The sequence below is a fragment of the Aquimarina addita genome (genome assembly GCF_039539305.1).
In the GTDB taxonomy this organism is placed as follows: Bacteria; Bacteroidota; Bacteroidia; order Flavobacteriales; family Flavobacteriaceae; genus Aquimarina; species Aquimarina addita.
Map to the genome: position 1 here is coordinate 24999 of NZ_BAABCW010000014.1, position 14926 is coordinate 39924.

Annotated in this window: 17 protein-coding genes; 12 read left to right on the forward strand and 5 right to left on the reverse strand. The window is 31.8% G+C overall.

Annotation, left to right across the window (positions count from 1 at the left end; translation table 11 throughout):
- Nucleotides 1–196: 196 nt before the first annotated feature.
- Together ABD816_RS15680 and ABD816_RS15685 are read right to left on the reverse strand one after the other, a co-directional pair.
- A complete protein-coding gene (locus ABD816_RS15680) occupies nucleotides 197–766 on the reverse strand; it encodes a YceI family protein (RefSeq protein WP_344928996.1) in 570 nt (189 codons plus the stop codon).
- A 39-nt stretch (nucleotides 767–805) separates the two neighbouring features.
- Nucleotides 806–1258 carry a MarR family winged helix-turn-helix transcriptional regulator gene (locus ABD816_RS15685; RefSeq protein WP_344928997.1) on the reverse strand — a complete coding sequence of 151 codons (453 nt, stop codon included), beginning with the start codon at nucleotides 1256–1258 and terminating at the stop codon, nucleotides 806–808.
- A 389-nt stretch (nucleotides 1259–1647) separates the two neighbouring features.
- On the opposite strand from ABD816_RS15685, the gene ABD816_RS15690 reads away from it, so the two are divergent.
- The 8 genes from ABD816_RS15690 (at nucleotide 1648) to ABD816_RS15725 (ending at nucleotide 6980) form a co-directional block, all read left to right on the forward strand.
- The gene (locus ABD816_RS15690; RefSeq protein WP_344928999.1) at nucleotides 1648–2169 is read left to right on the forward strand and encodes a TlpA disulfide reductase family protein; all 522 of its coding nucleotides are present in this window, start codon (nucleotides 1648–1650) and stop codon (nucleotides 2167–2169) included.
- Between the two features lie 64 nt (nucleotides 2170–2233).
- Entirely contained in the window at nucleotides 2234–2863 is a 630-nt protein-coding gene (locus tag ABD816_RS15695; RefSeq protein ID WP_344929001.1) for a thioredoxin family protein, read from the forward strand.
- A gap of 112 nt (nucleotides 2864–2975) precedes the next feature.
- Nucleotides 2976–3290: a rhodanese-like domain-containing protein gene (locus ABD816_RS15700; protein ID WP_344929003.1), complete on the forward strand. Its 315-nt coding sequence runs from the start codon at nucleotides 2976–2978 to the stop codon at nucleotides 3288–3290.
- A gap of 17 nt (nucleotides 3291–3307) precedes the next feature.
- On the forward strand, nucleotides 3308–3703 hold the full coding sequence (locus ABD816_RS15705) for a rhodanese-like domain-containing protein (RefSeq protein ID WP_344929004.1): 396 nt from the start codon (nucleotides 3308–3310) through the stop codon (nucleotides 3701–3703).
- A gap of 329 nt (nucleotides 3704–4032) precedes the next feature.
- Nucleotides 4033–4185: a hypothetical protein gene (locus tag ABD816_RS15710; RefSeq protein ID WP_344929005.1), complete on the forward strand. Its 153-nt coding sequence runs from the start codon at nucleotides 4033–4035 to the stop codon at nucleotides 4183–4185.
- A gap of 176 nt (nucleotides 4186–4361) precedes the next feature.
- Entirely contained in the window at nucleotides 4362–4727 is a 366-nt protein-coding gene (locus ABD816_RS15715; RefSeq protein WP_344929007.1) for a hypothetical protein, read from the forward strand.
- A 79-nt stretch (nucleotides 4728–4806) separates the two neighbouring features.
- Complete coding sequence (locus tag ABD816_RS15720) at nucleotides 4807–5358, forward strand: NIF family HAD-type phosphatase (protein WP_344929009.1); 552 nt, start codon at nucleotides 4807–4809, stop codon at nucleotides 5356–5358.
- 1025 nt (nucleotides 5359–6383) lie between these two features.
- Nucleotides 6384–6980 carry a hypothetical protein gene (locus ABD816_RS15725; protein ID WP_344929011.1) on the forward strand — a complete coding sequence of 199 codons (597 nt, stop codon included), beginning with the start codon at nucleotides 6384–6386 and terminating at the stop codon, nucleotides 6978–6980.
- 203 nt (nucleotides 6981–7183) lie between these two features.
- Here ABD816_RS15725 and ABD816_RS15730 read toward each other — a convergent pair whose 3' ends face one another.
- Complete coding sequence (locus tag ABD816_RS15730; RefSeq protein ID WP_344929012.1) at nucleotides 7184–8029, reverse strand: mechanosensitive ion channel family protein; 846 nt, start codon at nucleotides 8027–8029, stop codon at nucleotides 7184–7186.
- A gap of 260 nt (nucleotides 8030–8289) precedes the next feature.
- Here ABD816_RS15730 and ABD816_RS15735 point away from each other — a divergent pair, with 260 nt between their 5' ends.
- The 4 genes from ABD816_RS15735 to ABD816_RS15750 are packed head-to-tail and all read left to right on the forward strand — an operon-like array spanning nucleotide 8290 to nucleotide 11758.
- Nucleotides 8290–8727, forward strand: coding sequence for a hypothetical protein (locus tag ABD816_RS15735; protein ID WP_344929013.1), 438 nt, complete (start codon nucleotides 8290–8292; stop codon nucleotides 8725–8727).
- Between the two features lie 27 nt (nucleotides 8728–8754).
- Nucleotides 8755–8904 (forward strand): DUF2256 domain-containing protein, encoded by a 150-nt coding sequence (locus ABD816_RS15740; RefSeq protein WP_344929016.1) that lies wholly within the window; start codon nucleotides 8755–8757, stop codon nucleotides 8902–8904.
- Between the two features lie 22 nt (nucleotides 8905–8926).
- Nucleotides 8927–10222 carry a DASH family cryptochrome gene (locus tag ABD816_RS15745; protein WP_344929018.1) on the forward strand — a complete coding sequence of 432 codons (1296 nt, stop codon included), beginning with the start codon at nucleotides 8927–8929 and terminating at the stop codon, nucleotides 10220–10222.
- A gap of 3 nt (nucleotides 10223–10225) precedes the next feature.
- Entirely contained in the window at nucleotides 10226–11758 is a 1533-nt protein-coding gene (locus ABD816_RS15750; protein WP_344929019.1) for a cryptochrome/photolyase family protein, read from the forward strand.
- Nucleotides 11759–11878: 120 nt separating this feature from the next.
- Here the strand turns inward: ABD816_RS15750 and ABD816_RS15755 are convergent, their stop codons facing one another.
- Both ABD816_RS15755 and ABD816_RS15760 read right to left on the reverse strand, forming a co-directional pair.
- Nucleotides 11879–12559 carry a type 1 glutamine amidotransferase domain-containing protein gene (locus ABD816_RS15755; RefSeq protein ID WP_344929021.1) on the reverse strand — a complete coding sequence of 227 codons (681 nt, stop codon included), beginning with the start codon at nucleotides 12557–12559 and terminating at the stop codon, nucleotides 11879–11881.
- A gap of 179 nt (nucleotides 12560–12738) precedes the next feature.
- Nucleotides 12739–14826 (reverse strand): glycoside hydrolase family 97 protein, encoded by a 2088-nt coding sequence (locus ABD816_RS15760; RefSeq protein ID WP_344929023.1) that lies wholly within the window; start codon nucleotides 14824–14826, stop codon nucleotides 12739–12741.
- Nucleotides 14827–14926 lie beyond the last annotated feature (100 nt).

Consider the following 14926-nt stretch of genomic DNA (forward strand, 5'->3'; position numbering starts at 1 on the left):
TTCACCAGAGGAAATGAAAAAAGGCTTGTCGTGAATTGACAAGCCTTTATATGTTTACTTACTAATATAAAAGGGGTTATCTCACGAAATTTTCGTTTCGAATAGACCACCACCAAGTATGTAATAAGTTATTTATCATTTGTTCTTTAGATTGCCTCAAATATATAAATTTATTGTAGTTCTAAAAAAGAAATTTTTACATTTTTAAATTTATAGCTAATTCGAACTCATCATAGATTGCTTTATCCCCCAAGTTGTCAAAAAAGCTACCAGATCCATATTTGATATTATACTTAGTTCTATCGATACTAAGTGTAGTTGATGCACTGTTCTCTGCTACTTTTAAATCAAAAGTAATAGGATTTGTAATTCCTTTTATAGTTAGGTCTCCTTCCATTTTATAAGTATCTCCAGATTGTTTTGTAGCTTTTGTAATCACTAATTTGGATGATTTATGGTTTGTCGTGCCAAAAAAGTCATCAGAAGTAAGATGTCCTTCTAATTTTTCTTTTCCTTTTCCAGTCTCCAGATCGGTCACGGATAGGGTTGTCATATCTACAACAAATTCACCTCCGGTAATAGTATCGCCATTTAAGGAGAGATGGCCTTTAGAAAATTTTAGAGTGCCTGTGTGTTCACCAGTCACCTTTTTGCCAGTCCAGTTAATAGTACTTTCTGATGTTTTAATTTCTTTTTTTTGACCATATGAAGCTATGGAGGTTATCATTAATAATGATATAGTGATGAATGCAAATTTGTTTTTCATAATAATTAGTATTTATTTATTAAATGTGAATATGTCTATTTATGCTCTTAATTTGTTTAGTAATTTATTTAATAGGATAAGTTCCGTTTCTGTAAGATTACACGTGGTTGTTTTTTCAAAATTGTCTACAATTGGATTAATTTGTTCAAGAAAATCAATCCCTTCTTTGGTAATTGTGATTTCAACTTTTCTTCTATTGGATTTACACTGTATCCTCTTCACTAAACTCCTTTTTTTGAGTTTATCTACTAAACGTGTAGTGTTACTCATTTTATTGACCATTCTTTCCTGGATGGTAGAAAGGTTTGCTGGTTTTCCTTTTTGACCCTTTAGAATTCTTAATACATTAAATTGCTGTATAGAAATGTCATATGGCTTTAAAACAGTATTCATATTGTCGCTAACCCAGTGCTCTGTATATAAAAGATTTACAATTGCTTTTCTGGATAGCGGTAAGGCTGAATTTGTTTTTATAATATCTTCAATATTCATTTGTATCAACAATTGTTGTATATACAAATGTATAACTAAATCATGTTGCACTATGGAGATTAGATATTAATTCTTTGTTAAAGTTAAATTTATTCCTCTTGTTTAATCTTATTATTGTTCATCGATACAGAGTGTTTGGTTATACAAAGTTGAGGGGATTAGGAAATTGTGAAAAATAGTGTAATTGAAATAATTGATATTTAATTATCTGATATTCAGTTTTTTGATTTTTTTATTTGAAGTGTTTTGTTCCTAATATTGTAGACTTTTGTAGATAACACTTGATTTATATTTATATGATGATAAGAAGTATTAAAGTTTTCTATACGAACTCTATAAGCCGTGTTAATTATCTTTTACTTAATCAAGCGTTTTAATATTTTAGTAATATGCAAAAGTTGATTTTGTTTTTAGGGTTGATGCCATTGTTTGTTAGCTGTAAGGTGGAACAGAAAATGAGGTTAGAGGCTGATAAGATTATTTCTAGTAAAGGAGTGGACATCCCAGTATATGATTTCCAGAGTTTTGAACCCTTATTGCATTTGGATGATGGTAAAACGAGAATTATTAATTTTTGGGCTACCTGGTGCAAACCTTGTGTTGTAGAGTTACCTTATTTTGAATTGATTAATAGTAGGTATAAAGAAGCAGGAGTAGAGGTGATACTGGTAAGTCTTGATTTACCAAGTCAAGTGGATACTAAATTAATCCCTTTTCTTGCCAAACAACATATTGAGAGTGAGGTACTCTTATTAGATGATCCTGATGCTAATGGATGGATTTCTAAAGTAGATAAAAATTGGTCTGGTTCCATTCCTGCAACTATTATTTGTAAAGGAAATAAAATGAACTTTTACGAAAGATCATTTACCTATAATGAATTAGAGCAGGAGTTAAAAAAGATTCTATAAGTAGTACAATATATAATAGAAGGGGGTACCTCTTATATTATCTAATGATTTTAAAATTGAGTATATGAAAACTTTAAAGATTTTAGTGGGATTAGCATTGATTATTGCGGTTAGCGCATTTGCTATTGATAAGGTAGGTGTTCACAATACTAATGTGGATGGGTATGGTATTGGAGATGTTGCAAATGATTTTGAACTTAAAAATGTTGACGGTGCTATGGTTTCTCTAGCAGATTATAAGGATGCTAAGGGGTATATTGTAATCTTTACGTGTAATCATTGTCCTTATTCTGTAGCTTATGAAGATAGAATTAATGCATTGGATAATATGTTCAAAACTAAAGGATATCCCGTGATTGCTATTAATCCTAATAATCCAAAATTATATCCTGAAGATAGTTTTGATAATATGAAAGTGAGAGCAAAGGAAAAAGGATTTACTTTTCCATATATTTTTGATGATGGACAGAAAATTTATCCTCAATATGGTGCTAAAAAAACACCACACGTATATGTTTTAGAAAAGACAAAAACAGGTAATGTTGTTCGTTATATAGGAGCTATAGATAATAATTATAAAGATGCAGCCGCAGCAAATGAAAAGTATGTAGAAGATGCTGTAAATGCTTTATTGGAAGGGAATAAAGTTCCGCTAGAAGTTACTAAAGCGATTGGGTGTAGTATCAAAGCCTAATATTCTATGTAATATTTTTGATAAATTTGTTCATCGCTTTTTAGAATTCGCTCAGGACGCCTATATTTGTAGATGATAATAGTAAATACAATTGATTTTATAAATTCTATATATGGCTGAAGATATATCACAAGATGAATGGCAAGAACTAATTAATAAAGATGATAAAGCAATCATTCTTGATGTAAGAACCGAAGAAGAAGTGGCTGATGGCTATATTCCTAATATGGTTCATTTAGATATAAGAAAGGGACAAGGTTTTCTGGATGAAGTGGCCAAATTAGATAAAGATAAAAACTACTACATTTATTGTAGGTCAGGAGCCCGTAGTGGACAAGCCTGTCAGTTAATGAATCAAATGGGATTTGAGACTACTTATAATTTAATAGGAGGTTTTATGAATTGGGATGGAGAAACGGTAGAATAATTAACGTAAAGAAAATTATGAGATTTAGAATAGCTTCACTTTTTATAGTATTCTCTCTATTACTATCCAGTTGTAAAGAGCATAAAGATTCTAGTTCTGTTGAACTTATAACTGTAGAAGAGATGGACTCTCTTTTACAAATGGAAAAAGTACAATTAGTGGATGTACGTACTTCAAAAGAATATGCAGAAGGTCATATAGAAGGAGCTATTAATATTGATTTTAGAGATAAAAATTTCGAAAATTTGATTTCTACTGTAGATAAATCAAAACCTGTCGCTGTTTATTGTGGACGTGGAGGAAGGAGTGCTAAATGCTCTTCTTTTATGGAAAAAGCTGGTTTTACCAAAATTTATGATCTTGATGGCGGAATTACAGAATGGAAATTTAAAGGAAAAGAAGTTATAGAATAAGTTTAGGACTTAAATGAAATATTAGAAAAGCCATTTGTTTGTAGATACATCAAATGGCTTTTTTGATGAATGTTGTCTCGTTCTTAAAAAAGAAAATACAAAACGAAACAGAAGGTGTATCAGCCTTTTCTAATATTTAGACTCAATACGGTTCATTTTGAAAAATTTATAAGTCAGTATCCTGATAAAGATATTGTAACAGTATCAGAACAAGAAATAAGAGAGTACTTATGACTGCTTATTAGTTAAAAGAAATCTACTAAATTTGTAAAAACATAACGTGTGTGTATCAGTACACATAAATCCTTGTTGTACTTAATTAAAAAAAAATGGCGTTCCCTAAAAAAAAGTCTCGAAGAATTATAGTTGATGACCACCAATATAGGTGGATGGTTAAAGGTGATTTTTATGGTGTTATGCTCTTAATTATTTCTGAAGAATATAATGGACAAAAACTATTGCAAATTTCAGGCATAGCATAAATGGAGAAAAATCTTGTATGTACGACAATACATTTATTATTGAACCTGAATTAGTTAAAAAAACTATTCTTTATGGACTATCAAAAGGCTATTCACCAGACCAAAAAGGCAATGACTTAAATTTAGGAGATTTGAGTCAACAATTAGTTTTGAATTTAATGTATAAAAAGTAATAAATGGATAAAAAAACATATGCTCTCCTAAAACTTATGGAAAAAAGGCCAGCAATGTGGCTAAGTGAAGTTACTTTGAAATCATACGATTCATTTTTGATGGGTTATTCTTGTGCTATTCGAGAATATAAAATCAAAGAGAATTTTGGTATTACCTTTGATTTTATGGAATGGACTGCAAATAAACTTGGCTATTTTGAATCTACAGCTGGTTGGGCGAATATGATATTAGCTTCAACCATTGGATTAAACCCTAAAGAAATTAGATGGGAAAATTATAATACAAATGTGACCAAAGAACAGCACCAAAATTCAGTAAAAAAATTTTATGAATTAATAGATGAATATATTACAGAAATCAAAAACTAAGTACAACAAGGTGTATGAAATCATAGTGGCTTTCGCCACAACGATTCATACACGCAACGTTTTAAGCTAATAAAGAAATTTGGAAATTGAAAACAAAATATTATTAGTACTTGATTTAGATGAAACTCTAATTCACGCAACTGAACGAAAACTCGAAATTGATTTTGACTTTCAATATGCGGATTATTTTGTTTATCGAAGACCACATCTTAAATGGTTTCTAGAATCAATGAGTGCTAATTTCAAATTAGCTATTTGGTCATCTGCTGACGATAAGTACGTTGAAGAAATAGTTGAAAAAATAAAGCCTGAAAATATTGACTTTGAATTCATTTGGGGCAAAACCCGCTGTACAACAAAAAGGGATTATCAACTTGACGAGTATGTTCACGAAAAAAGGCTAAAAAAAGTAAAAAAGAAAGGTTTCTCAATTGAACGGATATTGATGATTGACGATTCTCCTGAAAAAACAAAAGACAATTATGGAAATGCTGTTTATGTAACTGCTTTTGAAGGAAATCGAACCGACTCGGAATTGAAAATTCTTGCGGAATATTTGAACTCAATAAAGAACAGCTCGAATGTGAGGAGTTTCGAAAAGAGGGGTTGGAAAAATAAAAAAACGGCTTAGAATAACACCAATGCGATAATGTGGTTTTTGGCTAGATCAAAAAGTTACTGCCTATTTGATTTGTCGCCAACGTATTAGATCTAAGTATTGTAGAAAAAGATAAAAACAAAATATAAACTTTGGCTAATTGTACTAAGTACTAAGTCGAAAAACAGTAATTTTCTGCTCCCGCAATACGCATAGCTAAACGTCAGGCACAAACTGAACAAAATTAACTTTAAATTACAAAATCGAGCTTTAGGACAGAGTCCTATTTTACTTTGAATGTTCACTTCATTTTTAGTGTCAAGAAGGTAAACATCGTTGATATGAAAATGTGTTTTAATTTTACCAAAATCACCTCGTCTTGGAATATTAATGATATTTTCCTGATTTGTAACATCATTAATATGAGTTACTTCCCATGTGCCAATTAAGCTTTTAGTATCCACTTTAGTATAACAAGAAGTAAATAAAATCAATAGAAGAAGTATAGACAGGTATTTAATTCTGTATTTGTAAATAGAAAGAATATTTAATTTATTCATTTAAATAATTAGTAGAGTTTTTTTATTTCAGATTTTTCCATCTCTGCGGTATTTCTACTGGTTATTATAGATCGTATTAATGTTTTGCGAGATTCTATTTTCTAAAAGGAAGAATCTGGTATTTATTTTATATTGGTAGCGATCATTAGAATATTTATTTGTCCCCTAAAAGAACTCGTTTACCATTTTTAGAACCTTTTAATTATTGTTTCATTGAGATAAGCCTCATCTTTTATAATTCTTAATTGTCTGTGAGCCAATCGATCACCGAATTCATTCTGTTTATTAAAAAGCGATCGCATGGAATATTATTCAAGGTATCTTCAAGACCTAAAATAGGACTCAGACATTGGAATTTATAGTAATTTAGTGATTAATTTTTCAGGCTTCTTTGATGAAAAAGACATTAAAGACAAATAACAATTGACAAGGCTAGAAATTAATTTAGTGTAAACTTTAATCTTTAATTTTTATAAACTATGTATCTTAACGAACATGATGAAAAAGCATACTGAAACACTTTTTTTATTGATAGCCCTAATTTTCATAAGTTTTTCTGCAATAGCACAGAATGAACTTAAAATGGATATTGACTTCGATGGTGTTACTGATACTATTTTTATTGATACAGAAAAATCTACTATTGTATGTTTATTATCAAGTAAGAATTTTAAAAGAGTGGAAAGTAACCCTATAGAAATACTAAACCCACAATCCAGAATTACGGATGCAAGAAATGGGTTTTATTTTGAAAATGAATGGATGACTGCTGGCTACTCGAACCAATTTAGATATGATAAAAAATTAAAAAGAATAAGACTTATTGGAATGAGTCGATATGAATTTGGAAATGCTGCCAATGATGGAAGTGGAGAGTCTAGCGTAAACTTGTTAACAGGAGACTATTTGGGAAATTGGAATTATTATGATAATTGGAAAGAAGAATTGATTAAAATCCCTGAAATCAAGACAAAAATGCATTTTAATAAAATATATCTCGAAAACTTTGAAGAAGAAGTCTATTTTGACTTTGCAACAAAATGTTCAAAACTGTATTATAGATATAGAGAAATAGTTAGAAACAAAAGAAAATAAGTATTGGTAATAAAATGTCTAAAACATAGCTAATAAGTATTGAATCGGTAGTTTTTTGTATATTTCTGAAGACCGTCAAATTTTTGAATATATAAAAAACCCATCTTATATTCGATCATATAGATGGGTTTCTTTATTAATAGTAACGACTCATTTAGTATGTAAGCTAATTATAGCTGAAACTATAGTGTGATAAATTTATTTTAAGCATTCTTTTTCGGTAGATCTTTTTGAAAGATATGAATATCTGTTTGTGGGAAAGGTATAGAAATACCAGCATCTTCAAGACGTCTTTTAGCTTCTTCTATGACATTGAAATGAATATCCCAAAAGTCTTCATTTAATGCCCAGAATCTTAACGAAAGTGTGACAGCACTATCTCCTAATTCTGATACTACGACCATAGGAACTGGTTCTTGTATAACTCTTTTATCTTCATTAATCAGCGCTAATAAAATCTCTTTGGCAGTTTTGATATTGCTTTCGTACGCAATACCAATGTCTATTTTATCTCTTCTTTTATCCTCAGAAGAATAATTAACGATATTATCATTGGATAATTTTCCATTTGGGATAATGGCTAGTTGATTTCCAAAAGTATTAACCTTTGTCGTAAATATGGAAATCTCTTTGACTGTTCCTTCTATTCCTTGAGCCGCAATAAAATCTCCAATTTTAAAAGGTTTAAAAAATAGTATGAGTACACCTCCGGCAAAGTTTGCAAGAGAACCTTGTAGAGCAAGTCCTACTGCTAATCCTGCAGCACCAAGAATAGCAACTAAAGATGAACTCTGTACTCCTAACTGAGTAATAACTAAAATAACAAGCAGCACCTTAAGCCCCATGTTAATTAAATCGTATAGAAATTTTTCTAAGGTTTCATCATAATCTTTCTGTTTGAAGAATTTACGAAGCATTCTGCTAAAAAAGCCAATAAACCAAAGTCCTATTACAAGGATCAAAATAGCAGAGATAGCTCCGGGTATAAAATCCCATAACCATTTTAAAAATTCATCCCAATTTTTCTCTGTGATTCCTAAAGTTTCCATGATGATATATTTTTAGTGTAAAACTATTTAAACTAGTATTGTTTTACAAGCATAAACGTCATCTTTATAAAAATTAGAACGCAAAAACTAAGTTTCTTAAATATTTATTAGGAGAAAAATCAGTAAGTGAGACAATTACAGTATTTTCTTAATAAAACAATTCTTAATTAAAATCAAATTTGTTTAATTTTAAGTAAAATAAGTTAAACATTTAGTATCTTTAAACACGTAGGAGTATGATATAGAAAGAAGACAAAAGGATGATTTTAGAAACGACATATAAAAATAAAGATACTAAAAAGCGTATTAACGATACAGTAGGGAGACCTTTCTCTTTTATGGATAGCTTAAAAATGAGAGGGATTGGGTCAAAACGTATGATTATTGATCAGGTAAGTCCTAATCTAGATGTATATCTTAATACGGTGGCGGATGTTAATTATGGGAATATAGAATTGAGACCTAATGGAATTTTAATAGCAATTATTAAAGGATTGAGAAATTTTACCTGGGTAATTCCATATTACCAGTTTAATTTTTATAAAACAAATGGTGTTAGTATTCATGCTCAGGGACGTTTTGTGCATTTTAAAAAGAATAAAACCCTACAGGAAAATAAAGCTTTTTTTGATAAATTAATTCGGTTAAAAATTGAGTATGATGAAAAATATCCACATATCGATTCAATCGATCTTTAATCATTTTTAATGTATTTTTTTTGAACTATGAAGAAACGTGATTTACCAACGAAAATGTGTGTTGTCTGTCAACGTCCTTTTTCCTGGCGTAAAAAATGGGAAAAGCATTGGGAAGAGGTAAAATATTGCAGCGTACGTTGTAGACATAATAAAAAAAATAGTATAGCTGGTAATTAATATTTAAAGTAATAACATATTTATGTTAAAAACAGGTCTGGTATGGTTCAGAAATGATCTTAGAACAAATGATAATTATTCGTTATACAAGGCTGTATCAGAAAATGACAGGGTGATCGCGATGTTTTGTTTTGATCCACGACTGTTTGAGAAAGATATATTTGGTTTTAGGAAAACAGAAAAATACCGAACTAAATTTCTGTTGGAAACTATTGCAGAATTAAAGCAAAATCTGGAAAAACTCAATATTTCTTTACTTACTTATCAGCAAATGCCAGAAAATATAGTCCCTAAGTTGATAGATGATTTTGATATCACTACTATATACCTTCAGAAAGAATGGACTGATGAAGAAGTCATTGTAGCTGATCAGGTAAAATTAAAAGTTCAAGCTGTAAATTGGGTAGAAAGCTATGATCAGTTTCTCTTTCATCCGGATGATCTTCCGTTTACGATACAAGAGGTTCCTAAAGTATTTACTAATTTCAGAAAACAATGTGAGAAGTCTGTTACGGTGAGGTCATTAGTCACGATTGATCCCTTACCAGTACGACATAGAGTTACTCAAACTACTAATATACCAACGCTCAAGGAATTGGGTTTTGAAGAATTTACTACAGATAATCGTTCTGCGTTTCCATTTAAAGGAGGAGAAAATCAAGGCTTAGCAAGAATTCATGATTATTTTTGGAGTACCAAAAACCTTTCTTATTATAAAAAAACCAGAAACGGACTTTTAGGCATTAATTATAGTTCTAAACTCTCTGCCTGGTTAGCCAATGGAAGCATTTCGCCTCGTTACATCTATTTTGAAATACAGAAATATCAAAAAGTGATAGTAAAAAACGATAGTACCTATTGGCTTATTTTTGAATTAATATGGAGAGATTTTTTTAAATATATTTCTATGAAACATAGAAATGATATTTTTAAGATCGGAGGGATTTTACATAAAGACTATGAATGGTCTACCGATCAAAATCATATCGATGCATGGATACAAGGAGAAACTAAAGAGGATTTTGTGAATGCAAATATGGTAGAACTCCAGAAGACCGGATGGATGAGTAATAGGGGAAGACAAAATGTGGCCTCCTTTTTTGCTAAAGAATTAAAATTGGACTGGAGAATAGGTGCCGCTTATTTTGAGTCTTTGCTTATAGATTATGATGTACATAGTAATTACGGTAACTGGTTGTATATAGCAGGTGTAGGTAATGATCCCAGAGATCGAAAATTTAATATAAAATCACAGTCAGAGCGATATGATCCTAAACATACATATAAGAATCTCTGGCTTCAATCTACTTTATTTTAGTATATGATATTACGACTAATACTTGGTGACCAACTCAATCAGAAGCATTCCTGGTATCAGGAGGATTCACAAGATATCTGCTATTTTATGGCAGAAATGAGACAGGAAACGGATTATACTATGCACCATATTCAGAAAGTAACCGCTTTTTTTCTAAGTATGAGAAATTTTGCCAAGTGGCTAGACGAAAATGGGCAAGATGTTACATATTATGAACTAGATCACAAACAGAATCAGCAGGACCTTACTAAGAATTTAAGTCATTTAATTAAGGAAAAGAAAATTAAGAAATTCGAATATCAATTACCGGATGAATATCGATTGAATGAACAATTAAAAAATTTCTGCAAAACACTTTCTATAGAAACGTCAGTGTATGACAGTGAACACTTTTTAACATCCAGAACAGAATTGAACGACTTTTTTAAAGGTAAAAAACAATTCACCATGGAATATTTCTATCGGAATATGCGAAAGAAATATGATATTATGATGACTACCCCAAAGGATCCAGAGGGAGGCAAATGGAATTTTGACCAAAGCAATCGAAAAAAATGGAAAGGTAGTCCCGAAATCCCTGCTTATAAGAGTTGTAAAAAGGATGTTACTACATTGACAGAACTCCTACAGCGTTGTCACGTGAAAACAATAGGTAGTGTGGATGCTAAAAATTTTAGTTGGCCCACAAATAGAGAGGATTGCCTTCTTGTTTTGACATATTTCTGCGAACACCTGCTTATTCATTTTGGAGATTATCAGGATGCAATGCATCCGGGGGAGTATTATTTATTTCATAGCAGGCTTTCTTTTGCTATGAATAGTAAAATGTTACATCCTATGGAGGTTATTAAAACAGTAATAGCATACTGGCGAGCACATCAGGATACCATTGATATTTCACAGGTAGAAGGATTTGTACGTCAGATTCTTGGATGGCGTGAATATATGCGCGGCATGTATTGGATGAAGATGCCTGAGTATAAAAGCTTAAATACATTAGATAATCATAACAAACTTCCGGATTTTTATTGGACTGCAGATACAAAGATGAATTGCATGCATCATGCGATTAAACAAAGTCTGGAAGATGCATATGCGCATCATATACAACGGCTTATGATTACAGGTAATTATGCACTATTAACGATGACGCATCCCGATGCGGTGGATGAGTGGTACCTAGGTGTGTATATAGATGCTATTGAATGGGTAGAGATCACCAATACGCGAGGAATGAGTCAGTTTGCAGACGGCGGCATGGTAGCGACTAAACCTTATGTGTCCAGTGGTAGTTATATCAATAAAATGAGTGGATATTGCAAGGGTTGTCATTATAAAGTAGCAAAAAAACTAGAAAAAGATGCATGTCCGTTTAATGCACTGTACTGGAATTTCTTAGATGAAAAACAGCAGTACTTTAAAAATAATCAACGAATGTCAATGATGCTAAACTTATTGCATAAAATGGATGCGGATAAATTAAGTGCACTAAAAGAAAGAGCTTATGATATTATCCAACATCCCGAAAATTATTAACATATCGCGTGAAGTACAAAGTAGTTTGATTTTACTAGGGTAAAAAATTATATATAAAGTAAAAGTCAGAACGAAAATTCTGACTTTTACTTTATATTATCTTATCCTCATGAAGAAGGTCTAGTTTAACAACTCCAATAACTTTTCTGCAACTAATTCTGAGGATGCAGGATTTTGTCCTGTTATTAATAGTCCGTCTGTAACACTATAAGGATTCCAGTCTTCTCCTTTAGAATAAACGCCTCCATTATTTTTAAGCATATCTTCAACCAGAAAAGGAACCACATTTGTTAGTTGTACAGCTTCTTCTTCAGAATTAGTAAAACCAGTTACTTTTTTACCTTTTACTAAGGCATTTCCATCTTTTCCTTGTACATTTTTTAAGACTCCGGGTGCATGACAAACGGCAGCTACAGGTTTGTTGTGATTATAAAAATCCTGTATTAATGCAATCGAGTTTTTATCCTCTGCCAGATCCCATAGAGGACCGTGTCCTCCAGGATAAAAAACAGCATCATAGTCAGCTTGGTTAATATTCTTTAATTGTAAAGTGTTGCTTAAAACCTGTTGTGTCTCTTTATCATTATTAAACCTTTCAGTCGCAGGCGTTTTAAAATCATCGGATGCGCTTTTTGGATCAATAGGAGGTTGCCCACCTTTTGGCGAAGCTAAAACTACCTCAATTCCTTTATCTTTTAATAAGTAATAAGGGCTTGCAAATTCTTCGATCCAAAACCCGGTTTTTTCTCCCGTATCCCCTAATTCACTATGACTCGTTAATACAAATAATACTTTTTTCATGATTTTTTTTTATAGGTTAGCATTCAGGATAGTTATGCCGTAGTTTTATGATCAGAACGACGCAACCCTTTCCTGGCCTGACTTTATATTAATTACAAAAATACAGGAGATCATCAAGATATTTATTGATATAGATCAATAGAACAGATAACTTTTTTCTAAATTGATGAGAGTCGTTCTTAAAAATTAGTAGGAGTTACTAAACTGATAGTGAGAGCACATCCTCCACCAGGGGCAAGGTGCAGATCAAGAATCGTTGTAGCATCCACTTCTTGTTCTCTGATGAGATAAGCTTCTGGATTTTTAGAAAAATGTGAGTCAGGAGTATCGGCATATATTTTTGCCTTGTACTTTTTATGAGCATCTAAAAATTGTAGTGGTAATTTTAGATCCCTCTGATGTTCATCTGTAATACTTCCTATAAACCAATTTCCTGTATTTTTTTCCTCGCGAGCCATAGTGATATAATCACCAATTTCTGCATGTAATACTTTAGATTGTTTCCAGTCTACGCCAACATCACGTATAAATTGAAATGCAGGATGATCCTTGTAATGAGGTATAAGATCCGGTACCATTTGTACTGGACTGTACAGTACTACGTACAATGCTAGTTGATGAGCTAATGTAGTATTGATCTGATTATTTTCTTTAAACGGTTTTAGAGTAGTATTAAATATCCCGGGAGTATAATCTACAGGGCCACCAAGCATTCTGGTAAAAGGAACAATGGTAAGATGTTCCGGTGGGTTACCTCCATCATCAGACCAGGCATTATATTCCTGGCCACGTACACCTTCTCTGGAAATAGCTACAGGGTATGTTCTTCTTTTTCCAGTAGCTTTAATAGGTTCGTGTGCGTTTATTACTACCTTATTTTTGACTCCTTGCTCTAATACTTTTTGATAATGATTGACCATCCATTGTCCATGGTGATATTCTCCTTCGGGAATTATAGTACCTACATATCCGGTTTTAACCATATGGATTCCTAAATCATTCATTAAAGAAAAAGCAGTGTCTAACTGTTTTTCGTAGCGCTCCACATCTGCCGATGTTTCGTGATGCATCATCAGAGAAACTCCCTTGCTTTTTCCATATTGGACTACTTTTTTAAGATCATAGTCAGGGTAGGGTGTTACAAAATCAAAATCTACACTTTTTTGTTTTTTATCCCACCATTGTTCCCATCCTATATTCCAGCCCTCTACTAAGATCCCTCCAATATTATTTGCTGAGGCAAAATCGATCATTTCTTTAGTGTATTGTGTGTTTGCCGCATGATTTTTACCGGAATAATCCCAATTACCAGTACCAATATGCATATCCCACCAGATCCCCATATATTTTGTTGGTTCAAAATAAGGAAGGGCTCCTATGACATTTGGTTCATTGAGATTGAGAATCATTTTGGATTCCACGAGATTACCTGGTTTTTCTGCTATTTGTATGGTTCTCCATGGTGTATGAAATGGCGTCTGCTGAATAACTTTGCTTCCTGTTTTATTCCCTACTAATTCACTTTTCATCTGTAGCGCAAGAGTATCAACTTTTAATGTCATTCCGGCATAGTTAGTAAGATCAGCTTCATGAAAACTGAGATAGATTCCCGATTGGGTTTTCATAGTGACCGGAGTGTTTACAGCATTTTCTGGAACATATGTTTGCCCCAGATGTGTGCCCGGCTCGTAGTGCTCCAGTGCATTTATTTCTGAAAAAACAGTAGTATTATATGTATACTCATAAATATCCCAATCTCCGGGTGTCCACCATACCGTATGATCTCCTGTGAGGTTAAATTCTGTGTTTTCATCAGTAATTGTTACTTTTTTTAGATGATTCTGATCCGGAAACTCATACCTAAAACCGACTCCATCATTATAAAGCTTAAAAACTAAAGTGACTTTTCTATGTAGGTGGGTGGTTTCTTCTAAGTATACTTTTAGTTCCTTATATTGATTTATTATTTCGTGATCTTCACCCCAGACCATTTTCCAGGTATCATTAAATGAGGTGGTATCTATTTTTTTGATAATAAAATTATCTTTTAAAGGAAGTTTATTTTTGAAATCTATTCCTAATAAGGAAGAATCAATAAGTACATCATTATTATATTTTATAAGGTATGCAGCTTGCTTTTTTGAAGTAAGAAAAAAGGAAAGTTCAATTTTTGAGTCTGGTGATGTAAGACGAATCTGTGTATCTTCTGATCTTTTACACCCTACTATTGTATATAAAATTAGTACTATGATTATTAATTCTTTCATCTGTCTTATTTACTATTACTTACAACATAATTCTGCAAAGATTTCTCTTCTTATTTTTAGAGATCGGTTCTTATCAAAGACCAAGTATTAGCTGTTATAA